This window comes from uncultured Pseudoalteromonas sp. (assembly GCF_963922945.1).
GTDB lineage: Bacteria > Pseudomonadota > Gammaproteobacteria > Enterobacterales > Alteromonadaceae > Pseudoalteromonas.
Map to the genome: position 1 here is coordinate 26227 of NZ_CAWUKC010000009.1, position 23838 is coordinate 50064.

22 protein-coding genes are annotated in these 23838 nt (G+C 39.3%); 9 read left to right on the forward strand and 13 right to left on the reverse strand.

All coding sequences use genetic code 11. The annotated features are described in order from the left end of the window. Nucleotides 1-173: 173 nt before the first annotated feature. The 3 genes from AABI99_RS03580 to AABI99_RS03590 all read right to left on the reverse strand — a co-directional run bounded on the left by AABI99_RS03580 (nucleotide 174) and on the right by AABI99_RS03590 (nucleotide 6340). Complete coding sequence (locus tag AABI99_RS03580) at nucleotides 174-1094, reverse strand: class I SAM-dependent methyltransferase (RefSeq protein ID WP_338363407.1); 921 nt, start codon at nucleotides 1092-1094, stop codon at nucleotides 174-176. 60 nt (nucleotides 1095-1154) lie between these two features. Continuing rightward, nucleotides 1155-3752, reverse strand: coding sequence for a TonB-dependent receptor (locus tag AABI99_RS03585; protein ID WP_338363409.1), 2598 nt, complete (start codon nucleotides 3750-3752; stop codon nucleotides 1155-1157). Nucleotides 3753-3997: 245 nt separating this feature from the next. Further along, entirely contained in the window at nucleotides 3998-6340 is a 2343-nt protein-coding gene (locus tag AABI99_RS03590) for a DNA polymerase II (RefSeq protein WP_338363411.1), read from the reverse strand. 232 nt (nucleotides 6341-6572) lie between these two features. Between AABI99_RS03590 and dinG the strand changes: the two genes are divergently transcribed. Genes dinG through rsmS form a run of 6 tightly spaced genes read left to right on the forward strand, consistent with a single transcriptional unit; the run spans nucleotide 6573 to nucleotide 11396 of the window. Then, complete coding sequence (gene dinG / locus AABI99_RS03595) at nucleotides 6573-8648, forward strand: ATP-dependent DNA helicase DinG (protein WP_338363413.1); 2076 nt, start codon at nucleotides 6573-6575, stop codon at nucleotides 8646-8648. Beyond that, complete coding sequence (locus AABI99_RS03600) at nucleotides 8648-9424, forward strand: TSUP family transporter (protein WP_338363415.1); 777 nt, start codon at nucleotides 8648-8650, stop codon at nucleotides 9422-9424. The genes dinG and AABI99_RS03600 overlap by 1 nt, the downstream gene beginning before the upstream one ends. Further along, nucleotides 9425-10033, forward strand: coding sequence for a primosomal replication protein (locus AABI99_RS03605; protein WP_338363416.1), 609 nt, complete (start codon nucleotides 9425-9427; stop codon nucleotides 10031-10033). Next, nucleotides 10033-10929: a histone deacetylase gene (locus AABI99_RS03610; protein WP_338363418.1), complete on the forward strand. Its 897-nt coding sequence runs from the start codon at nucleotides 10033-10035 to the stop codon at nucleotides 10927-10929. Before AABI99_RS03605 ends, AABI99_RS03610 begins: the two co-directional genes overlap by 1 nt. 49 nt (nucleotides 10930-10978) lie before the next feature. Continuing rightward, nucleotides 10979-11251 carry a late competence development ComFB family protein gene (locus tag AABI99_RS03615; RefSeq protein WP_338363420.1) on the forward strand — a complete coding sequence of 91 codons (273 nt, stop codon included), beginning with the start codon at nucleotides 10979-10981 and terminating at the stop codon, nucleotides 11249-11251. Then, nucleotides 11244-11396 carry a pleiotropic regulatory protein RsmS gene (gene rsmS / locus AABI99_RS03620; RefSeq protein ID WP_338363422.1) on the forward strand — a complete coding sequence of 51 codons (153 nt, stop codon included), beginning with the start codon at nucleotides 11244-11246 and terminating at the stop codon, nucleotides 11394-11396. The genes AABI99_RS03615 and rsmS overlap by 8 nt, the downstream gene beginning before the upstream one ends. Here the strand turns inward: rsmS and AABI99_RS03625 are convergent. Then, a complete protein-coding gene (locus tag AABI99_RS03625; protein WP_338363424.1) occupies nucleotides 11393-11923 on the reverse strand; it encodes a sel1 repeat family protein in 531 nt (176 codons plus the stop codon). The genes rsmS and AABI99_RS03625 overlap by 4 nt on opposite strands. Before the next feature lie 105 nt (nucleotides 11924-12028). Between AABI99_RS03625 and AABI99_RS03630 the strand changes: the two genes are divergently transcribed. Further along, a complete protein-coding gene (locus tag AABI99_RS03630) occupies nucleotides 12029-12913 on the forward strand; it encodes a DMT family transporter (RefSeq protein ID WP_338363426.1) in 885 nt (294 codons plus the stop codon). A 17-nt stretch (nucleotides 12914-12930) separates the two neighbouring features. Here the strand turns inward: AABI99_RS03630 and AABI99_RS03635 are convergent, their stop codons facing one another. From AABI99_RS03635 to AABI99_RS03645, 3 genes are read right to left on the reverse strand one after another with little or no spacing between them, the layout of a single operon-like run. Then, nucleotides 12931-13443, reverse strand: a complete 513-nt coding sequence (locus tag AABI99_RS03635) for a hypothetical protein (protein WP_338363428.1) — start codon at nucleotides 13441-13443, stop codon at nucleotides 12931-12933. 25 nt (nucleotides 13444-13468) lie between these two features. Next, nucleotides 13469-14209, reverse strand: a complete 741-nt coding sequence (locus AABI99_RS03640) for a hypothetical protein (protein ID WP_338363429.1) — start codon at nucleotides 14207-14209, stop codon at nucleotides 13469-13471. Further along, nucleotides 14206-14697, reverse strand: a complete 492-nt coding sequence (locus AABI99_RS03645) for an RNA polymerase sigma factor (RefSeq protein ID WP_338363430.1) — start codon at nucleotides 14695-14697, stop codon at nucleotides 14206-14208. The genes AABI99_RS03640 and AABI99_RS03645 overlap by 4 nt, the downstream gene beginning before the upstream one ends. A 135-nt stretch (nucleotides 14698-14832) precedes the next feature. Between AABI99_RS03645 and AABI99_RS03650 the strand changes: the two genes are divergently transcribed. Then, nucleotides 14833-16179 carry a S8 family serine peptidase gene (locus AABI99_RS03650; RefSeq protein ID WP_338363432.1) on the forward strand — a complete coding sequence of 449 codons (1347 nt, stop codon included), beginning with the start codon at nucleotides 14833-14835 and terminating at the stop codon, nucleotides 16177-16179. On the opposite strand, the gene AABI99_RS03655 is transcribed toward AABI99_RS03650, so the two are convergent. The 3 genes from AABI99_RS03655 to AABI99_RS03665 all read right to left on the reverse strand — a co-directional run bounded on the left by AABI99_RS03655 (nucleotide 16163) and on the right by AABI99_RS03665 (nucleotide 20421). Further along, on the reverse strand, nucleotides 16163-17116 hold the full coding sequence (locus tag AABI99_RS03655; protein ID WP_338363434.1) for a hypothetical protein: 954 nt from the start codon (nucleotides 17114-17116) through the stop codon (nucleotides 16163-16165). The two genes, AABI99_RS03650 and AABI99_RS03655, sit on opposite strands and share 17 nt — an antisense overlap. A gap of 62 nt (nucleotides 17117-17178) precedes the next feature. After that, on the reverse strand, nucleotides 17179-18048 hold the full coding sequence (locus AABI99_RS03660) for a hypothetical protein (protein WP_338363436.1): 870 nt from the start codon (nucleotides 18046-18048) through the stop codon (nucleotides 17179-17181). Nucleotides 18049-18183: 135 nt separating this feature from the next. Further along, nucleotides 18184-20421 (reverse strand): exonuclease domain-containing protein, encoded by a 2238-nt coding sequence (locus tag AABI99_RS03665; protein WP_338363438.1) that lies wholly within the window; start codon nucleotides 20419-20421, stop codon nucleotides 18184-18186. A gap of 89 nt (nucleotides 20422-20510) precedes the next feature. Between AABI99_RS03665 and AABI99_RS03670 the strand changes: the two genes are divergently transcribed. Then, nucleotides 20511-21005, forward strand: a complete 495-nt coding sequence (locus AABI99_RS03670; protein WP_338363440.1) for a dual specificity protein phosphatase family protein — start codon at nucleotides 20511-20513, stop codon at nucleotides 21003-21005. A 92-nt stretch (nucleotides 21006-21097) separates the two neighbouring features. On the opposite strand, the gene AABI99_RS03675 is transcribed toward AABI99_RS03670, so the two are convergent. The 3 genes from AABI99_RS03675 to AABI99_RS03685 all read right to left on the reverse strand — a co-directional run bounded on the left by AABI99_RS03675 (nucleotide 21098) and on the right by AABI99_RS03685 (nucleotide 23756). Continuing rightward, entirely contained in the window at nucleotides 21098-21391 is a 294-nt protein-coding gene (locus AABI99_RS03675; protein WP_338363441.1) for a hypothetical protein, read from the reverse strand. A gap of 298 nt (nucleotides 21392-21689) precedes the next feature. Further along, nucleotides 21690-23033: a hypothetical protein gene (locus AABI99_RS03680; protein ID WP_338363443.1), complete on the reverse strand. Its 1344-nt coding sequence runs from the start codon at nucleotides 23031-23033 to the stop codon at nucleotides 21690-21692. A gap of 318 nt (nucleotides 23034-23351) precedes the next feature. After that, nucleotides 23352-23756, reverse strand: coding sequence for a hypothetical protein (locus AABI99_RS03685; RefSeq protein WP_338363445.1), 405 nt, complete (start codon nucleotides 23754-23756; stop codon nucleotides 23352-23354). Between the last annotated feature and the right edge of the window lie 82 nt (nucleotides 23757-23838).

Genomic DNA, 23838 nt, shown 5'->3' on the forward strand with positions numbered 1-23838 from the left:
AATTCGTAGTGCTCCAAGTTTAATAAAAATTACTTTAATGGATTTAAGTGTGGGTATTCAGGTTCTAATTTATCTTTATATGAGAGGTTAGTTAACGATACCCACTTAGATATCGTTTTATATATAAATATGCGGAGCTAATCTTAAGCCGTGATAAAGGATTCAATTGAAAATTACTTTTTTAGCAAAACTTTCCAGCAAAATAGTTCACCATCTACAAAGAAATCTTCAATTTTTAAACTCTTAATTGTAACTTGTGATTTTTTTATTCTATTAGTAACTTCCTCTTTCGAAAATGCAACCGACACTTGGTCCTCTAATCTTGTAATTTGTTTACCTATAAACTCTTCTAAATTCTTAAGAGCTTTTGTACTTTCATGGTTAATATTGATAATCAACTTAGATAGTTTAGTCATCACATCCAAAAACCATACTTGCTCTGCGCTATCGAGCACTTTAAATGTTTGTAACTTATGAATTATCTCTTCATTAAGCCTTGCAAATGGTATGTTCTCGTTGCGTAGTTTAAGATCGATAAGAGTAGTTACATCATTTAATATATTTTCATTAAAAAACCAATTTAGAACTCTTATTCCACCTATACAGTCCTTTGTTATAGCTGAATCAGGGTGGTGCAACATCAAAATTAATTCGCCATTATCTTTAAGAACCCGTAATGCCTCAGGTAAAGATTTATCCCAATCTGAGTATTCGAATCCAAACTGGCTAGCTAGAACGTCAAACTGATTATTAGGGTAGGGAAGTCGCTCTAACGGAGTATTAAACTTAAACTCAACATGTTTTATAGCTTCGTCAAGCTCATCAACTCCACTTGAAATTTTAGTTTCATCAATATTGGCTAAATCGCACGCCTTTACACTGCCACCCAACATACTTCGGACTAAAAGCACCTGAATCCATACAGCTAAGGCTCCTTTTCCAGTCCCTAAGTCTAAGTAATGAGTATCACTCCCGTAGCTTTTTACAGCATTCTCCCAAAAATTTAGCAATTTTTCTGGGTATCCAAGTGCGTCAGATGAGTCTCCAAAGCTTGATAAAGTGGGTGTAACGTCCCAATATTGCTCCCAGTGCATAATTTGATTCTCCAAAAAAAAGAGCGGCTAATAAGCCGCTCTTTGTATAATTATTTTAAATTAAAATGATTGTTTAAAGTTAAAGTACATAGTGCGACCAAAACCTGAGTATAGGTTAAAGTTATAGTCACGACCATCGTATGCATATAAAGGTGGCTCTTTACCAAATGCATTTTGTGCACCAAAGCTTATTTTACCATTCCAAGGTGTATTGTAAGCAATTTGTAAGTCATGCGTTACCCATGAAGGGATATGGCCTTCACAGTCTCCATCTGCTGTGATGTCTTCACACTGACTATCAATTAAACTAAGGTTCCATGTAAAGTCAAAATCAGAAATAGAGTAAACATTTGATAAGTTCAAGCGCATTTGTGGAACACCTGGATCATCAACGAAGTTACGACCGCCATCTGTTTTGTAATCAATAATGTGAGATACGTTCAGGTTAGTTCTTAATGAACCCATATCACCGAATTCAAACATTGAACTTGCTTTGAAATCAATACCAGATGTTTCTAGGCTTCCGTCGTTACCAAAACCACGAACGACTTGTGTAACAGCACCGTTAGGAGAGCGAGATACTGTAAAGGCATCAGGCACTGAATCTCCACGTAAGCGAGCATCTATAATAGATTGTGAGCTAAACGCACGAATTCTGTTTGTGATTTCAATGTTGTAGTAATCAACTTCAAATGAAATCGCATCTGTTGCTTGGTACACAGCACCCAAAGAGTATTGGTCAGATTGCTCTGATTGTAAATCAGGGTTTGCAATAACAAGCGCATTAATTTGTGATGAACAATCTGCTTCTTCACCAATTGCTAAACAAGTTGCTTCATCTGATACAGAGTCAGCAGATTCAGCTGGCTGCTGAGTTAAATCAGGCAATGATGGAGCACGGAAACCTTTACCCCAAGATGCACGAAGCACTAAGTCGTCAATTGGGTTGTAACGGGCAGATACTTTAGGTGAAAAATCTGAACCATAATCAGAATAATCATCGTAGCGACCAGCAAAGTTAAGTTCAAACTCTTCTGTTACAGGCACTAGCGCTTCAAAGAAAAGACCTCTAACAGAGCGGCTACCGCCTGCACTACTACCTGATGAGCCACCTACTTGACCAGCTTCTGATAATGAATCGTATTTATCTGCGTAATCCTCAGTTCTGTATTCAAAACCAACAAAAGCTTGAATAGCACCTGCATCAGTTTCCATAACATCAAATGCAGCATTGGCATAAAATTCTTCTTGGTTAAACTTACCAACACGAGAAGTTGTTACTGTCATTGCACTTTTAACTTCATCTGAGGCGCCAAACGGATCATTCAGCATGTATGTACCGTCATTAATGTATTGACGCGCTGTGCTACGTAATATGTAACCACTACCAATATTATGGCTTTCATTTAAAGTTTTACGAGCACCGGCTTCAACGGATACATCACCGATCATACCCGTTGTACCGAAGCTAATATCTTTAAGTTCAGAGGTAAGATTGTTATCACGATTGCCTAGAGCTGCAAAGCGATGCCAAAAGTCTAATCCCTGTTGTTCTAAACCTAATGACGCGTCATAGATTGGGCTGTCTGGGTTAGTTGGGTTATTAGGACTATCTTCACTAATGTATACTGTAGATGCTGCAGCATCATATGCAGTTGTATCAAGACCAGGAGCGTAACGACCAAAAGACTTTGTTTGAGCAATGTTAATATTTGTGAACACGCTCCAATCATCGTTAACCTCATAAGTTGCTTTTATAAAAGCAGAACGGTTTTTAATTGACGCTTCATCTGCAGACACAGCTGCGAAGTTAAATCCACAACGGTCACCTATACGGTAAAAGTTTTCATTACCAACACCTTCACAAGTAGCTTCTGGAGAGAAAAAGTCAAAGTTACTTGATCTTTCACCTGTTTCAGGGTCCGTAGAGAATGTAGTAAAGTTATTAGAATATACTGAGCCGCCCGGGCTGTACCAAGGGAAGTCGCGTGCATAAACAATGTCACGACCGCTCCACGATGCGCCTGCTAAAACAGATGCTTTATCTGAAGAAGCACCGAATAATACAGAACCATTCTCTCGATCACCGCCTTCATGTTCAATACGGCCTGAACCTAAAGTTACCTCAGCGCCATTAAAATCTTTACGTAGTATAACGTTAATTACACCACCGATAGCATCTGAACCATATAAAGCAGATGCACCATCAGTTAGGATCTCTACACGCTCAACAGCGGCCATAGGAATAAAGTTCAAATCTTGGCTTGAACCTGTAAGTGTTGATTTAGGTAGGCGTCGGCCATCAACTAATACTAATGAGCGATCTGAACCTAAACCGCGTAAGCTTACTGTTGTTGCACCTTGAGAAGAACTTCCTGATTGAGGTCTGAATGAACCCAAACTATTAAAAGTTGTGCTACGTAATAAATCAGCTACTGAAGTCTCACCACTTAACTCTATAGCAGCACGGTCAATAACTGTTACTGGTAAGTCACCAGCCATGTCTACGCGCTTGATACGAGAACCGGTTACTTCGATACGCTCTACTTTATCTGCCTCGTCTTCTGCAGCGAATGAACTTGATGAAAATGCAGCTGTTGATACTGCACCAAAAGCAATCGCTAAGCGAACTGCCTTTGAAACTTTATTATTTAACATTTGATTCTCCCTGGGTCACCACTTGTTAGAAGCGACTATTATTTAATTATTTTTTGTTGTCACAGTTTGTTAACAGCGACTAAACCAAATACTAAACAAAAAATATCTAAAAGCCAACTACTGTTAACCAAATATTAATTAAAAAAGGGTTTTTTATTGAATTTCAGCATGAATGAGGAATTGCTGTACAAAAATAAAGCTAAAACGTGAATTATGTAATCAAAAATTACATTGATAGGTACAAATTAGAATAATTCGAACTGTTTTAGATTGAAATTATTTACGTTTACGTTAACAAACTGCACTATCATTTCTAATAACGGTACAACTTGTCTTTCTATGTATAAAGGGTAGTCGTAGCTATGCAGCCCTTGATACAGCTCAACTCCGTTAGTTGTGTAAACAAATGTAACAAATTCACCTCTTTTTAGCGTAAATTCACTATTTTGCTTCTGAAACTTTCTTACTGCTTGTACATGAGGAGGGACATTTTTTTGATAGTCGGTTAGGTTTTGACCTAAACGTTTTTTAAAAACCAGCAAGTGATCAAATTCGCCGCGTAAAAGTTTACTAATGTAGTCGTTTACAAGGTCGTTAATTTTCTCTGGTTGCTCAAAAAGGAGGGTAAATAAATCATATTGGAACTGTTGAGCAAGTTTAGTCCAGTCACTTCTTACGGTTTCTAAACCTTTAAAAACCAACTTTGATTCACCTGCCTTCACTAACTGTCCTACATAGCGTTTTTTAGAGCCCACACTTTTACCTCTTATAGTAGGCAAAAAGAAAGGGCTGTAGAGCGATTCAAACTCTATTTCTAAATAGCTCGTTAAATTATGTTTAGCGTGTATGTGTTGCTGCCACAATGTGTTTATGTGTTTAGCTAAGTGTTTACCTATTTTATTACACGCCTCAACACTTAAATCATCCGTTAGTTTTACAAAGGTCGAATCAGTGTCTCCGTAAATAACACTATAGCCTTGCTCTTCAATCCACTTTTTAGTTTGCAGCATTATCTCATGGCCACGTAAAGTAATAGAGCTTGAGAGTCGAGGATCATAAAAACGACAGCCTTGTGAGCCTAATACACCATATAAACTATTCATTATTATTTTAATCGCTTGGGATAGCATTAAATCCTGCTTATCTTTTGCCCGCTGACGCTGTAGCGCTAGGCTTTTTATAAGCGCAGGTAAATGGTGCTGCTCTCTTGAAAACTGTGCGTTATTAAAACCTTCAATACTGTTTTCAGGGTTTTCAATCCCTTCTATTAGTCCAAGCGGGTCTATATAAAAGGTTTGCATAATACTGGGGTACAGGCTTTTAAAATCAAGCACTATGACATTTTTATACAGCCCCGGTACCGACTCCATAACATAACCACCTGGACTTTCAAAACTCAGCCCATGGTCGCCCATATTAGGGGCTACATAACCGCTGCGATGTAATAAAGGCAAATACATGTTTACAAAAGCTGCCACTGAGCCGCCGCGTTTTTCCAGCTCAAGGCCTGTGAGTTGCGTGCGAATAACAGCAAAATCAAGTAGCTTAAGTTTTTCGAAAATTTTATTTACGAGTATGCAGTCTTGGCGGTTGTAGTTAGCAAGCGCAAGTTTATCTTCATTAAATTGGCGAATGATCTCTTGTAAACTATTATTGGACTCGATTAATTTAGATTCACCTAAAATTTCTTTTGAAACATTGGCAAGTGAGAAGGTCTCGAAGCTATAGGTGGCATTTTTTAGAGTATCAATGCCATCTATTACGCAGCGCCCAGGAATAGACACTCGTGTAAAATGCCCCTTTCTAACATATAAAGGAAGGTTTCCTCTTCCTAATAATAGTTTTACCCCAAGCGCCTCAGAGCGCTCATAAATAACTGCAAAATCAAACTCAATAACATTCCAGCCAATGATAATGTCAGGGTCGTACTGCTTAATAAGCGTTACCAGTTGCTGTAATAGTGCAACCTCATCGTCGCACCATATAATAGTATAACCTATCGTTGGGTCGTAATGCTCAGGCTCGCCAATCATAATAACGCAATCTAAACCACAGCCTACCAAACCAACAGAAAACAACACCCCGCTTTCATTGCACTCTATATCAAGCGACAACATAGTTAGCGCAGGCGTATAGTCGGCATTGGTTTTTAATTTAGCATCTAAAACTTCAGTGTAATGTGCATGATCCACTCGTTTACCCGTGACCCACGCCCCCCCTTTTATAAAGCGCTCCATTAAATAGCGCTCAATGGGCCTTATATCATCCTCATAAAGTGTAATACCGCGGCTTTTTAACGCTTTGCTTGCGCTATAAAAATGTTTAAGTGAGTAAAAGTAACAGCCGCACATACCTTGCTGTTGAAAATTTTTAAGTGAAAGCGGTTTAATTAAAAATCTAAGCGTTTCGGCAGCTAAAATGGCACGGGCTGCTTCAGCGTCATTATTTTTTATAAAAAATAGTGCAGTTTCGTTCTCAGAAATTGTTTTTATGGGCCCACTATCGGTAGCAAGCCAAACTTCATATTTTAAACCCTGATCGCTATCGTGCGCTTGTGCAGAAAGTACAAAGCCAGATGTTAAATACACTATTAATAAACCTTACTTATATTTTGTTTTTCTACTTTAGGGCCTTTGAATATTAACGGTTGATAATAGCTTAACCTCAAATTTTAAACAGGCCGTAATAGGGAGTAATTTATGAAATTAAAAAATCGCTGATTAAATTACTAAATTAATTTCATCCTTGCTTGTAGTTACACGGTTATAACTCTAAAATCCATACACTGTAATTATATACATATTTTAGGTTAATCATCACATGCTATCGAGCTCACTAAAAAAAACAATTAGGCAAGTCCACCAGCATGTGGCTAGTAACCTTACTGATTATCGCCCACGAAGTAGCCAAAACTACCTAGTTGCCGAAATAGCAAAAACACTTGCCGGCGAATACCATAAAAAGCAGCGTATATGCGTTATTGAGGCTGGCACAGGGACCGGTAAATCACTTGCTTATTGTTTAGGTGCGTTACCACTTGCCCTTGCACAAAAAAAGAAGCTGGTCATTTCTACGGCTACCGTGGCTCTGCAAGAGCAATTAATAGCAAAAGAGCTGCCTTTTTTTAAAAAACACTCCGGGCTCGACTTTAAATTTGACCTAGTAAAAGGCAGGCAGCGCTATATATGTGCACATAAGTTACATAGCGCTGTTAATGGCGATAGCCAAACGCAAATGGAGTTTATGCCAACACTTACCTCGCCGTTAAGTGATATGGAAACTAAATGCTTAAAAGACCTTTACGATGCTTATGTAAATAAACAATGGCAAGGTGACAGAGATAGCTGGGCCGATACCATTCCCGATAGAGTATGGAATTTAATCGCTTGCGATAAGCACGCTTGCCAACGCCAAATGAAAGCCCACCAAACCTGCCCGTTTCAGATTGCTCGTAATCAGCTTATGCAAATGGACGTGCTTGTTATTAATCATTCGTTATTACTTGCTGATTTGGATTTAGGGGGCGGTAAAATTTTACCCGAGCCGGATAATACAATATATGTAATAGATGAAGCGCACCACCTTGCACACATTACTCGCGACTTTTCATCGGCAGCGGCCACGATTAAAGGCACGATTGATTGGCTCGATAAGCTCACCAAATTTAGCGGCAAAATGTCTAAGGTATTAGTGGGGCAAAAAGCCATTGGGCAAAACTTTAAGCTATGCGATAGCATTAACGATGCGAATAAAGACTTAAAAGTAGTGCGCGATATTCTTGATAATGCCGATTTTGAATATTCAAAAGACGACACATACCGCTTTGAGCATGGCGAAATACCAAAATCATTACACAGCAAAGCTAAAGAGATAAGCGATGCTACACTCGATGCACTGCGTTGTTTAAATAAAATGCACGATACCCTCACGCAAGATGTAAGCGATGGCGATGTAAAGCCCTACGTTGCCGACCCTGTATTGGCCGAAAGCGGCCACTATATAAACCGCTTAGAGCAATTAAACAAGTTATGGTATAGCTATGCAAATAAAGGCGAAGGCACACCTCATGCAAGGTGGATCAAGCGTTTAGAATACAAAAACCATCACGATCACCTATTAAGTGACTGCCCTATCGAAGTAGGCTACTACTTAAAAGACAAACTATGGAACGAATGCGCAGGGGCGGTATTATGCTCTGCAACGTTAAGTGCTCTTGGCTCGTTTGACCACTTTGCTTATGAAAGCGGCTTAGCAAAAGAAGAAGGTGTTAAGTTTATCAAGGTCCCCTCTCCTTTTGATTACCCAAAACAAGCGACCTTGCGTATTCCCGTAAGTAAAGTAGAGCCAACCGACAAAGCCTTTAGCGACCATATAGCGCAAACCTTACCTGAGTACTTAAACACAAAAAAAGCCAATTTAGTGTTGTTTGCATCGTACTGGCAAATGGATCATGTAGCTAAGTTTCTTAGAACAAAAGGTTTTAACTTATTAGTACAAGGCGAAATGTCGCGCGAGGCATTATTAAAAAAACACACTCAAAATATCGATGCTGGCAAAGGTAGTATTTTATTTGGTACGCAAAGCCTCTCTGAAGGGCTTGATTTACCTGGTAAATATTTAGAAAACTTAATAATTACAAAAATACCGTTTGCCGTACCCACATCACCAATAGAAGAAGCCCAAGCCGAATTTGTACAAAGTAAAGGCGGTAATCCATTTTTGTCTATTACGGTGCCCGATGCAGCAAAGAAATTGGTACAAAGCTGTGGTAGACTGCTGCGCAAAGAGAGCGATGAAGGCCGTATCACCATTCTCGATAGACGCTTAGTTACCAAGCGCTACGGCAAAGCCATGCTCGACACCTTACCACCTTTTAAAAGACAAATAGATTATTAATGTTTGAACTTGCACTAGATCCCACAACACTGGCAGTTTTATGTGCCGCGGCCCTTGCTGCCGGCTTTATTGATGCAATAGCCGGGGGCGGCGGCTTATTAACAGTCCCTGCACTACTCACCGCTGGCTTGCCACCGCATGTAACGCTTGGCACCAATAAACTTGCGGCAAGCTTTGGCTCATTAACAGCAAGCTTTACTTATTATAAAAAAAATCTATTTAGTCCTAAGTTTTGGGCAAGTTCAATTATTGCTACAGCCATAGGCGCTGTGATTGGTACGTTAATAGTTGATCATTTAAGTATTGAGTTTTTAAATAAGCTTTTGCCTATCATTATTATTATGGTGGCCTGTTATAGCTTATTTGGTAACTTAAGCACCACACAGGGCGATGATTTACCAAAAGTAACACCGCTACTTAAACTAAAGCAGTGGTTGCAGGGTTTAGCGTTAGGTTTTTTTGATGGCGTAGCTGGCCCTGGTGCCGGCACTTTTTGGACTGCCTCGAATAGTTTACTTTATAAAATGAGCTTACTGCTTAACTGTGGTTTAGCCCGCTCTATGAACTTTGTATCTAATTTTATATCACTTATTACCTTTGTAGCACTTGGACACGTAAACTTTTTATTAGGCCTTATCATGGGCTTTTTTATAATGTTAGGTGCTTGGATTGGTGCGCATTCTGCTATTCGCTTTGGCGGCAAGTTTATTCGCCCTGTTTTTAACACTATGGTTATACTGCTAGCATTAAAACTGATTTACGAGGCCTATTTGTAAATGCAAACACACGCGTTAGATAAATTACGTCAACAAGTTGCTACGCTTAAACACCAAGCTGAGCAATTTGATAGCGCAAAGTTGTTTTCTAAAAACCGCTACATGCAAGCACAGCCTAGTTTATTTGACCGCGGCGTATTTAACACCAAAAGCATGAGCCTAACCGACTACGTAACAGAAATAGAAGATGAAATTACAAGCTTACCACCAAGCGATCATCGCCATGCTTATGCTTATGCACTCGAGCGCATAGGTAATCAAGTACACGCTATATTTAATGTTATTAAATCGACTCCTATTTGGGCTAAAGAAAACAAAAGCCAATATAAGCCCAAGCCAAAAAATACGGTTTACAAACAAGCCGTAAAAAAAGTCATGCAATCATCACACGAACTATACAACGAGCTTAAACAAAATCATGAGTTTGAACGACGCCTAGTGTTAATGATTGAAGAGCGTAAACTTCAGTTGGAAAAAGCCACTCCTGAGCAAGCACAAAAGCTAAATATGGAAATTTTAACTACACACGCTCGCTTGGGCCGGTGCCGTAAAGCTATTTCGGCCACCGAAGATAAAATTCAGCAAGTCGAAAAACAACAATTACGCTAATGCAGCTTTTTTATCACCCGCTTTACAGTGCTTTAACGCTTCCTGAGCGCCATCGTTTCCCTATTCAAAAATACCAAATGCTCAAAGCAGAAATAGAACGCTTAGGCTTTGAGGGTACACAGTTTATTACACCAGCCAAAGCAACAGCTGAGCAGCTTGCACTTTGCCATAGCCAAAACTATATAAATGATTTTTTAAACGGTTCACTTAGCGATAAAGCCATTAAAAAAATGGGTTTCCCTTATTCACACGAATTAGTAGAGCGTACACTTCTGTCGGTTGGAGCAAGTATCCAAGGCAGCGAATACGCATTAAGCCATAGTTTTTGTGCTAATTTAAGTGGTGGCTATCATCATGCATACAGCGATTACGGCAGTGGGTTTTGTATTTTTAACGATTTGGCCGTAGCTGGCGCGCATTTAATCAACACAAACCAAGCCGATACCGTATTAATATTTGATTGCGACGTGCACCAAGGCGATGGCACTGCACAAATAGCGCAAAGCCACAGCAATATAATTACTTGCTCTGTTCACTGTGAACAAAACTTTCCGCGCTTAAAGCAGCAATCCGATTACGACTTCGCCTTGCCTGCTAGCACATCTGATAGCGAGTACTTAACAACGCTAAAACAAGCCCTTGAATTTTGCGTGCGAATTCACAATCCCGATATTATTTTATATAACGCAGGGGCCGATATTTACGAAAAAGATGAGCTGGGATTGTTTAACGTCTCACTTGAGGGGGTTTATAATCGCGATTATTACATACTCAATTATTGTAAAGTGAATAACATTCCACTTATGTGTGCACTTGGTGGGGGTTATCAGCGTAAAGTAAATCAGCTAATTAATGTTCATAAACAGCTATTTAAAGCAGCTATCGATTTATTTTAGTGCTTAGTATACACTCAATTAAACGGACTCCATAAAAGGCGCAAGCACGATGCGATTGCATGACGACATACATAACTTTTACGAAAAAATTGTAGTTGAAGAAATCATTAAACGTAAACTAGATAAAGTTTACAGCGAAGATGTCATGGCCGACTTTTGCTGCACGGTACTTAATCAATTGCCGCCACGTTATATCAGATACGATGTAGATATGGCCTTTTATTTACCACAAAGCGAGCGCATTCATATGGAAGAACGTGTGCAAACAGCAATAGATGTAGCCATTACACAAATATCTAAAAAGAAAGAATTAAATGACTAGTCCACTTGAAAACGCCCCTACACATGTAAAACTTGCGGTAGATTTAATTATGCTTTTGGAGCAGCACGAGGTTGCTCCAGAGGATGTATTAAAAGCGCTCGACATTGTCAAAAGTGACTTTGAACAAAAGCAAGCCACCTCTTAGTATTGCTCTTTAATTTGCACGTCGTATTTAGTCACAGTGCCTTCGTGCTTATTACAATCAATTTTAATCTCGCCAAACGTGCGTCTTGGGGTTGTTGAGCGACGGCACGTCATTTTTTGTGCTTTACTACCATATTGGCTTATGTAAAGCGCTACTGTTTCATCTATTTGTTGTTTTTGCACATCCGTAGCCGCACTATAAAACGTTGCGTATTGCGCCTGCCAACTTTCGACCCCAGCTTCTTTTGCAACCCCTAGCCAGCCCATGCCCATATTAGTGGACTGCTCTAAATATTGACCTTTTAAAAACATAAAAGCCAGCGTATATTGCGCACTTTTATAACCAAGCGCAGCAGGGTCTTTTAGGTACATAAAGGCTTGCTTAAAATCTCCTTTTTTATACGCTTTTATGCCGTTGTACTCATGTTTTTTCATGGTTGTGTCATCGTATAAATTAATAGGCGTAGACCCACAACCACTTAATAAACCCACTCCCATTATTGCTGTGAACAGTAAATATCGGCTCATGACTATTCCTTTTTTATTATTTTTATATGCGAGTACCGGATCTGGCTTACAGTTATTGCAAAGCCTGTTACTCTATAAATTAAGTTGTATAATTAAAATACTATCATGAACTTAGCAAGTTTACTTCGGTTATTTTTTCTGGCTGCAATTTGGGGTGCGTCATTTTTATTTATGCGAATGGCAGCAAATAGCCTAGGGCCAGCGGTGTTAATAGAGTTTAGAGTCGGCTTTGCCGCACTCACTCTATTTATAGTTGCACTGTACTTAAAACGCCGCTTGGCGTTTACTAAGCACACCAAGCACTTTTTTATAATTGGTGCGCTTAATTCAGCCCTTCCCTTTTTACTTTTTGCATACGCTGCGCAAACTATTAGCGCCTCTACTTTATCGATTTTAAATTCAACAACCCCTATTTGGGGCGTAGTGGTAGGTATAATTTGGAGCAAAACCAAACCGACTAAAAGTATGGTTTTAGGTTTGCTACTAGGTTTAATAGGCGTGGCAATTTTAGTTGGGCAAAATCATCTTGTATTAAATACTCATTCACTTATTGCGATTGCAGCAGCGCTAAGCGCCTCACTGTGTTATGCCATTGCATCACATTATACAAAAAATGCCCCTAAGCTTACCCCGTTCGATAACGCACACGGCTCTATGTGGGCAGCCAGTTTTATAGTACTGCCCCTTATACTTTTTATGCCTATTCGCGAAGTACCTAGTACCGATGTTATGCTTGGCGTGTTAGCCCTTGGCGTGGTGTGTACCGCACTTGCTTATATTTTATTTTTTAAACTTATTGACGATATAGGCCCAACCTCAGCTTTAACGGTCACGTTTTTAATTCCACTATTTGGCATTTTTTGGGGGCATGTAATTTTAGATGAGCAAATTGGGCCAAATACGTTACTCGGCGCATTATTTGTTATTGTCGGTACTATGCTGGTTACTGGTTTTTTACCACGAAAAAAGCACTTAACTAAAACAAGCTAAGTGCTTTTACCAAACGCTTAATTTTGTGCTTTTTTACCTACGTTTTCAATTATGTCTTGTGCGCTATAGCTGTTGTCGTTTGGTTTTATACCTTTGCCCATTTTAATGTCAATTAGGGTGTGTACTTCTTTGCGTTTATCATTGTTGCTCACTTGTACGCCCACGTTATTGCTCGGGCGTACGCGTGTTTCGCAGGTTAATAAACCGCAGTTTCGCTCATATTGCTGGCTATGTGATGCACTAATAGATGAGGCTGGGGCATGCGATTTAGACTCAACAAAAGTTTCTTTATTAGTTACAACAAACCAGTCGTAGCCTTGTGCTTGGGTAAGCTCAGCCGCGCGCAATAATGCATAGTCACCGGCATCGGCTACGTTGTTTGAGACACTTTTAAACTCTACTCGGTATTGATCGTCGCTAATTTTTTGCTCGCTATAACCTTGTGAGCCATTTTTAGCTGGGCGGTAGTCGGGTTTAGATGCACAACCCGCCATAAGTAAAATACTGATAATTAAAATAGATGTTTTCATAATTCACCTCGCTTTATACACATTATTATTTGTTTAACTGCCACTTTGCGTTAATTGCTTGCTGCTCTTGCGCTCTATCTAGTGGTGCGCCGCTGATCATGCTGTCAATAACAGCATCTAACTCATTGTTATTAGACGCTGTTTGATATTGCGCACCATTATTACTTTGCTGCGTGGCTGTTTGCGCTTTAATTTGCCAACCGTTTTGCGTTTTACACGCAATGCTTGTTTGTGTGGTATTGTTTGAGCTTAGCGCATACTGCCTACAAAGCTCACCTTGCTGATTTTTAAAGCTAAGCTGCGCCCTAAATACTGAGCCATTACTTTGCTCAAACACACCACTACTTAACTGTGTATCAAGGGCTAAAGCTGTATTACTAGCCACTAAGTTTTGCGACTCATTGGGTTGTAAATAGCTCATCATTGCAATACCAAATACCACAGCAACGCTTGCTGCTATTGCTAAACTTTTATTAGCCGATTGCTTAACCTTTTGCCAAGGCGTTAACGTGACTACATTACTGCTTAACGTGCTTTTTGACGTTGGCGTATCAAGCTTGGCAACCGTTTTAGCTAATGAGTCACTAAGGGGAACCTCGTCAATACTTGTAGCGTGCTCTTTTACTCGCATGTCTACTTCGCTTAGCTCTGCTAGTCTCATTACTAGTTCGTCATCGGTTTCAAGCGCTTTGCGCACTTGCTCCATTTCGTGCTCGTTTAGCTCTGAGTCTAAAAAGGCGCTAAGTGTTTCGTCGTTAATGTTCATACTTGCTCCTTTTTAAAGTTGGGTTTTATTAAATTATAAAGTGTACTGCGTGCGCGCGATAATTTACTCATGACACTGCCTATCGGTATATCGAGCGTTTGTGCGACTTCTTTATAAGCCATGCCCTGCACTGCCACCAGCGATACAATGGCGCGTTGCTCTTCGGGTAATTGGCCAAGTGCTATATTTACATTTTTAAGCATTTGTTTGTTTTCGAGTGTTTGATGTTCATTACTTGTTATTGGCTCTGGTAAAACATCGGCCTGAGCCGTATTTTGCCTTACCTTGCGTGAGCGGTACTCGTCTATCCACACATTGCGGCAAATTTTAAACGCCCATTTAGCCGGCTCAACGTCATCTGGAATACCTTTTACTAATAGTTTTTCAATTGTTATTTGCACTACATCGTCTGCATCTGCTTTACTACCCGTTAGCGAATAGGCAAAACGCCTAAGCATGGGCAATAAGGTTTTTAATGTTTCGTTCATTGATTTTTACCCCTTTTATAAAGAAGACGATTCAAAAAAACATTTATTCCCAAATAATCAAAATAATTTGAATAATGAAATATTTCTATGTGTTAAACGTTAACTAACAGTGTAATAAAAAATAAGTAACCCACTATGAATATTAAAAACACCCGCGTTAAACACATAATAGCCGCCTCACTTTGCATATTTAGCGCAGCGAGCTCAGCCAATATAGTAAAAGTTGATCAGGTGCTTGGGCAGCTAAACCCAATAGAGCAGCGTATTGAGCAAACTATAGAGCGTGCACAACGCCTGCCGCTTCCGGTGCCTGTACCACAAGTATCGATTGATGAACTAAAAGCGCAAATTAGCGAGCCAATTAGCAGCTTACCTAATGTGCTTAACATTAATATAGATAGCCAAAACACTGCATTTGTTGAAGTAGAGCTAGAAAACGGCTTTAGAGCAATAGAGCGCCAATGGTTATTAATGGCAAATAGCCAACAACTTAATACCCTAAAACAGCAAAATGTAACCATAGTGTCGGTAAAAAATTACAATGCACTTAACATGAGCTTAGTGCGCTTTAACGTGCCCCAAGGTATTAATTCGAAAAGCGAGTTATTAAAAGCGCTTAACTTAGATGAGTCTGCAATACTTGACCGAAACCACATATACCAAGCGCAAACTGGCGAATCTACCGCAAAAATAACGCAAAATAAGCCTATTACGCCCTACTGCACACAAAGCGTAAAAATTGGCATGATCGACAGCGCCATTAATACCAAACACAGTGCTTTTAAAAGCGCAAATATCACCACTCAAAGCTTTTTACCACAAGGGTTAAGCTCGCCAAATTTACACGGCACCGCCATTGCAGGGCTAATTACAGGTAAAGGCGCAAAACTTAGCCCGCTTTTAGGCAGTGCCAAGCTTTACAGTGCCGAGGTGTTTTATAGGCAATCTGACTATGCACAAGGGGCTACATTATTTGCCATAGTAGAGGCACTTAACTGGCTAGTGAGTAATAAAATACCCGTAATAAATATGAGCCTAACGGGGCCAAATAACGCAGTTTTAGAAGCAAGTATTACTGCTGCAATAAAACAAAACGTGTTAATTGTGGCTGCTGCGGGTAACCAAGGGCCGGCGTCGCAGCCGTTATACCCAGGTGCGTATAAAAGCGTGATAGCGGTAAGTGCTATTGATGCTAATGACCAAATTTATAGATGGTCAAATAAAGGTGATTATATAGACTTTGCAGCCCTTGGTGTAAATGTTGTTACAAGCCAAGGCAATGGAAAATTTGGAAGGGAGTCAGGTACGTCAATGGCAGCGCCGCATGTGAGCGCGGCATTAAGTTGTTTATTGTTAAAGCATGGTAATAATAAAACCAAAGCACTTAACGAGCTTACATCGCTGGCCGTCGATTTAGGCGAGCAAGGCAAAGACACCACCTTTGGTTATGGTGCCATTTACCCACCTAAAAGTGCACTTTAACTGACGCCGATAAAACCGATTGCGTATAGGTATTGCTACTAAGCTTAGATTGGTAATCGCCATATTCAGCCTCGGCTATGAGTGTTACGTGCTCATATACAGCTAAATTATAAAACGCATTAACGATATTTCGGTGCTCATCTCGCGACGGTATTTGCTCAAAAAAATCATCCGTTGTTTGCTCATCGTAATCTTTATTTTGATAACGCCAACCAGCCCCCACTTTGTTAGCCACATTAAAGGCCGTAAATTTGTGCGTAACTTTAGTCGTAAAGCCGTAGCCGTTAAAGTCGTATTGGTTATCGTCGGCGTTTTCTTTATCGGCACTTAGCGCTGCCATTAACATGGTTTGGCCATTATTTATAAAATGATAAAGCGCTACATCGGTGCCTACGCCGTCGGCATTACGTGCTTTTGCAGTAGTAAAACGTTTGGCTTTGGTTTTTATGCTCATACGCAAATACGTATGCGAGTTTAAAAAATGGCCATAATAAGCACTGCCTTGGTTAAAGTGTAAAAATGGTTCGCCATCTACATTTGCTTTTGCGCCATCGTAACGAACGCCTACCTCATGACTATTAAAGCTATAGCTAGCATCTAAACCATATTGATGCAGACCTAAATCGTATTGATCAAACTCATCGTAGTCTTGTTGTTCAAACTTATAGCTTGAGGTTAATTTAGCGCTTTTAGTTACTTGCCATTTTGCATTAACACCGGCTGCGGTTTTTATGCCGCTGTCACTTTGCGACGAAATATCGTCAAGCTCCTGAACAGAAAGCGCCGAGTTACTTAATACCCCAACTTCAGCCTCTGCATTTAGCTCAAAGCTACTTTTAAAGGGTTTAGTTTGCTCAGGTGTTTTAACGTGGTTAGTTTGTGCAAGCACCGCCTGGGCACTAAAAACACACAATGTGGTGGTTATAACTGCTTTCATATTTATTCTCCAACAGGCCGAATAGGTTTCCCTATTCGGCATTTATGCAAGCACTTGGCGTATTAAAGCCCTAGATCTAAATCGTTAGTAATATTGGTTACTACTTCACTTGCAGTGCTAAGTGCTACATCGTTACTAATTTGATCAGTAACCGCTGAACTCACCTGCCCGCTAACACTTTGCTGTACCGTGCTTTGTAAACTACTAACCGTACTGTCTTGCACACTGGCAATTAAAGATTGCTGAACACTGCTTACTACTTCGTTACTAGTGTTAATTGCATCACCTGCTTGCAGTGCAGAGCTCACTGAGTTTGCTGCCGTATTAATGATTGCTAATTGATTTGTAAGCTCACCGGCATTAAGCGCATTTGTTGCATCAGCTTGTGTAACTGAATCGGTCGCGCTGCTCACATTTGAAAGTAAAGAGGTATCGGTTGGTGTATCGGTGGAGTCTGGCTGAGCGCCTTGAACTGAGGTAACAGCAAGTAATGACGACTGGCTCACAGCGGTTGTTAAATTACCCGCCGATGAGGTTAACTGCGTTGTTGCATCAAGCGCTGTATTGGCTGTGGTATTTAAAGACGAAGCCGATGCGTTCAATGAGTTATTTAAAGATCCGCTTGCAGATGCAACTAATGAATTTGCAGGCTCTTCAGCCTCGCTGCTTTCTTGCGCTGGAGTTTGTGTATTATTAGCCGTTGAATCTGTGTTTTGTGAATCATCAGCCGTTACTTGTGTATCGTTAGATACGTTTGACTCGTTGCTACCACTGGCTGTTAAACCGTTTTGTGAAAGCACAATAGATGTAGATGTTTGTTGCTGCGCCGACGTTGACTGAGATAGTTCAATATCAGCGGCGTGCACTACACCTGTAAAAGTACACACACCGCTTAACATCATTACGCTTACAATTTTATTTAATTTAGTCATTGATTTGTCCTCTAGTTTGTCGGATTGACATAAAGAAGACGATTTACCAAAACACTTTATTCCAAAATAAATTAAAAATCATAATAACGTTAATTAATTACCTAACTATCAAACACTTAAATATAAACCATTCGTTTACTGCGTGAGCGTTTCGCTGTTTTGGATCAGCAATAACAGCTCTGCAGTGGCGGTTGCATCGGCCAATGCGCGGTGATGGCTGGCTAAATTTAAATTAAAATGTGCACTAAGGTTACCAAGCGAATACGACTTTAACCCTTTAAACGCTCTGCGCGATTCAACCACGGTGCACATTTTTGGCATTTTAAAAAAGTGCCCTGCAACCTCGCACTCTTTTTTAATAAAGCCGTAATCAAAGTTTACGTTATGGGCTACAAAAATACTGCCTGCAAGTTTATCTAGTAGTGGCTGTGCTATATCGGCAAATACAGGCGCGTTGTAAACCATGCCATCGCTTATGCCGGTCAATTTAGTAATAAAACTTGGGATATGGCGCTGCGGATTAATAAGTGTCGTCCAGGTATCAATCACTTTACCGTGCTGCACTTTAACAATGCCAATTTCGGTAATGCGGTTACCGCCTTTTAAGCTGCCCGTGGTTTCTATATCAACCACGCTGTAAATACGGTTAGGGTCTACAAACCACTTAACTGCAGCAATATGTACCGTAAAGCCTACATTTTTTAAATTATCAATAGTGGTAAGTTGGTTGCGCCTAAGCTTATCGCCTGGGGCTTTTACCTCTTCAAAATGTACTTGACCATTATTAATAACCATTAAGTCGGGGTAGCCGTCTTTTAGCTGTAAATAGTGTTTGCTCATAGCCGTTAAGTGCGCAATTAACGCTTCAAGCGGGCTGTTTAAAATAAGTGCCTCTAGTGGCTCTAATAAATTGCTGCGCCATCTAAATAACCCATTGGGCTGCTCAAAATATTGCGCGGCATGTTTACATACCAAATTAAGCAGCGCCTGATTAGTGCTACAGCTTTTTAAACGTGCGTCAATTTGCGTGCTTTGTGCTTCATAAAAATTACCAAGCTGTAAAACTTGCGGGTAAATATCAAATTCATTACACGGTGGGTACGGCGACTCTATAAATAACTCGTGCCAAAATACTAAACCAAATAAGCTTTGCCATAAGGTGTTTTCGGTATTAAAAACCGTTAACCCTTTTGCACTGTAATGCTCATTTACGCCTTGCTCTACATCCCCTCGGTAAATTTCGTCAATTTCAAGTACACACTGGGTGTCGGCCAGCATAGTACTTAAGCGCGAACGCGTTTGTTTATTAAACTTACGCATTAAAAAGTCATCAGCAAAGTACAGTAAATCGTCGGTGAGCGGGTTTTCTATAATTTGCTCTAGCTGCGCTTTTACCCACTCTTTATTACCTAAACGGTATTGCTCTCTTATTTGAATTTCTTGTGCTTCGGCGTAATCGGTGCAGCCTTCTAGTAGGCTAAAGGCAAGTTCGCTATCGGTATTTTTTAGTTGCTTATACAGCCTAACCAGCAGCTTGTTTTTAATGTTGTGCGCGTGTGTACCGTGCGCCGGTTGCGCTAAAACTAAATGCGCAAGCTCGGTGTAAGGTGTTTTGTCATCCAAGGTTTCAGCTTTTGTATTACCACCCGTTTTGCCAATGTTTTTAAACGCTAAACGGTAACGATTTAAAACGTAATTAGATTGCGCCTCAGCGAGTGTATTAAAGCGCGACAAGCTCTCGCTGTGCCCTTCGCGGGTAGCGGTTAACCCTAAATCGCGCATAACAAAGCGATTTTGATGATTTACATCGCCACTACTTAAGCGCCCTGCAAATAAAAACTCAAAATACTCGTAATAATCTTCACGGTTATTTATCACATACTGGCTATATGAAGGGGCTAAATCATCTGCGCGATCACTAAAAAAATGACACGCAATAGTGACCAACTCCCCTTTAGCTGCGCTTTTCTTAAAGCTTACTTGCTCACTGTAATTACTGAGTAACTCCACCAGCATGGGCTTGGTTAAATGCGCTATAAGCTGCTTGTAATGCTGTGCGTTTGGCTCATATAAAATACCTGCTGTTTTTAGTGTATAAATAGCCTGATGCGGCGAAGTTATTTCTTCATAATTAAGCGATTGCGCCTGCACTAAATAAGGCTTGCGCGAATACACACGCGCCAACATGCATTGGCTTTGCTCATCAAGCTGGTTAATTTTACTAATAAATTGGCTGTGCTTGGGCTCAAGTAAATGCATGCATTTACTTGTTACAAACTCAATAAGCTCTCTAAAATGCGCTAAATAGTATTTTGCTGGTAATTCTTTTTTCATAACATCGCCACAACTGTATATAAAAACAGTATCTAGCATTTGTGCTTATTATTCAATCTTAAACTTGTAACTAAAACACGCTATAGTGATCGTATAAAAGCAAATTTATTAAAAATAAAGGACTTACCATGAGCGCGCACCCATACGATGTTTTATCACTCAATAACGGCGCAAATATTATTTTTACGCCTTGCCCTAGTACAAAAACGCAAAACCTAGCGGATTCAATCGCTACATTAAAAGCGGCTGGCACTCACATGCTACTATCGCTCATGCCACAAAAGGAGCTTGAAAAAAACAACGTACAAACAATTAATAGTGAGTGCAATAAGCACGATATAACCTGGTTTCATTTACCAATAAATGACGACGAAGCACCTAAACAGCCTTTTGCATCAAGCTGGAACACCCACAAAACCGACATACTACAAGCCATACAACACAAACAAACCATTGCCATACATTGTAAAGGCGGCACTGGTCGCACAGGATTGGTCGCTGCACTTATTTTAAATTCGGCAGGTTACACAAAAGAAGAGGTATACAACCTAGTACAAGGTATTCGCCCTAAAGCACTCACTATAGAATTGCAAAAAGAGTACTTTGAGAACTTTGAGGTGTGAAGCAGTAATAGGGGGGAAGATTTAGCACTATGAATAGTGCTAAAAATACTTTTAAGCTAGCTATGGATTAGCGTTGATAAGCGAACAATTTGTTAGGTTTTATTTTCAAAAGGATTTCGAGGTTTTTCATCTGCAACTATAGCAGCGAGTTTTTCATGAAAGCCAACAATATGCCTGGATTTAAACTTTTGGGGGCTAAAAGAAATTATCTTTGCCATTTCAATTATCTCGTCAATTCCTCGGGTTAGATAACGCTCAGTTTCATCAACGCTTAAAATGATATCTCGACTAAATAACCCGACAGAACCACACATCACAGATAAGAAATACTCATCATCATGCTCATATAGAGTCCAACTCCAAGGTTTTTCATCAATTATTCTCACGTAAGGCCACCTAAACATAACGAGGCTGCAGAATAACTCCACAGCCAAATTCAATTAAATAATAAGTTTCTGTAATTAACTCTAAACATTTTCAAAGCGTTAGATAATGCATTATTTGCAACTAATACAACAGACTGTTTTTCTAAAAAAGAGTTGTTCTACAGCCCCCACGGTGCCTTAAGCGCACAAAGGTGGTTTGCCTATACTTGTTAGGCACACAACAAAACCAAATACTTTTGCTTATTTTCACCTGTCAAAGTGGACTTCGTCCACACTTCAAGCCTTGTTATGCACTATTTTAAACGATGCACGCCTTTGAAAAGTTTGAAAGATAATCAAAATAACCAGTTAATTGAAAATATCTATTTTCAAAATTTTCTTGGCTTTCTCCCTGTTGACTTACAAAGTTCCCATCTCCCAGAACAAAGTCAGGGACTAAGTTTTCATCAAGGTTAATGAAATGACTACCAATGAGACCAAAGTCATTGTGTAGTTTAATTCCTGCTTCAAACAATGAATCAACATGCTCTTTATCCAAATTGAAATCAACTGGAGAGCATATTTTTTTCACTTCTTCCTTTGAGCTTTCAAACACTTCCAGTAGCGTTAAATTAAGATACTTTTTAAACAATTCAGCTAATAGCTGCTCTAAATTATCACTAGTTACCTGAACCCCTTTTAATTGATATTCACTATATAGAGAGTCCACAATAAGTGAGAATATGGCTCCATGATCAACATATTTCAATGCATTTTCATAGGGTGCAATAAAATGTTCAAAATTAGGATTTAACATGTCTTTAGGTTTTAATGACATTATTACGTCATTAGGTAAGTTTAATATTAATCTAGTTAGCTTAGCCGCAATATTATAAGCTTCTACAGCATCAGAAATAGCAAACGAATTTGATATTTTATGTGCTACCACTGAATACTCGACAAGATTCTCGTTATATAAGTCTGCCATTGTTTCTTTTAATAGTTTGTCACTTTCTATTTTTCTAGAAACAGGATCTTCGATCATACCTATAACCCTTACTTTAGCGTTAAGCTCTTGAGCAACAGCCGAAGATTCTAAGAGCGAACAAAGGCTAAAAGGAACCCTAGCAATCAACTCCCCATTTTTATTTGTAAACCTTGTAAAAAATATGTTCCTATCAGTTGGTTTTCCATATTTATTAAACATTATTCCTGCCGAATAGTCATACTTCCAAGGTGCTGATGTATTAGCTTTTGGGTTTGCTGTCGAATAATATTGAGGAAATTTAATATATTGCACTCTATCAAACAGCTCTAACTGTTGGTAAAAATTTGGCAATTCTACCGATATACCACTTTGTTCTGCCTCATAAAGGTCATTTCTGCAATGGTAAATATCGCTTAGAAACCTCAGTCCCCATAGTGTTGAATGAGCGTCATACCAGTGTTTAACTTCATGATTTAACAAAGGACCAAATTTAAGAATTGCTTGATAGTTCTCATCTATAGATTTACTAGTATCAGCAAATGCCAATAAGTCTTTTATTTCTAAATCGTTTAATTCGATACACTGGCTAAAAAAACAATAAGAACCAGCAGCAGTGTAATTTGGAAGTGAATTGATTTGACTTTCTCTCCCCGTTTTTCTTTTCAAATAACTCATTTAATACCGTAATCCTAATTAAATACTCTATGTACATATCGCCCAATTCAGGTGTGCCGTAGGCGTCACCTAGAATTGCTTGATGTGTGAAATTTACTCGAACTATAATGCCTTTCCGAAGAACTCATTCCAAAAATGTTTCATAATGATAATATCGCTATTCAAATCCTCTACAGAAATGGTTATCTCTGGATCTGAGATAAAACCATGAAATGGCTTTATGACACTAGGCTTGCTCAACTTTAGTTTTTCGAAAGATTGTCCTTTCCCATGTTTTATAACATTAACTATTAATCTCAACTCGGTGTTGCATAAACCCTAATTAGAATTTATTGATCTATCTATTGATAGATTTGCTAACTCTGTCTTTTTGGCATTCCCATCATTAGTCTTGAAAATTACACTACAATCTTTTTCGAATAGGTGAAACAACCAAGTTACAGCGCTATCAATGAATTCCTTTTTCATCTCACTATACAAGTGATAATTGCAAATTTCTTCGTTGAAAGCTTGTTCATAGACTAAACCTTCATCCATATAGCTAGGATGAAAATTGGAACTCGGGGCTTCAAGTTTTCTTTCTCCAGCCTTCTTTGCTTCTTTCTCAATATAATCAAAAGTTGGAAGCAATCTATTGTTGATTGACGCCGAAATTGCATCGATTCTATTTAGTATTTCGATCTTGTCGGATTCATACAAATGCTTCATACTTTTTAAACTCATTACAAAATTGTCATTTCACCAGACAACTTAGTCTACGACAAATGTACCTATTTTATAATCTATTAACTTTAACCACCAAATA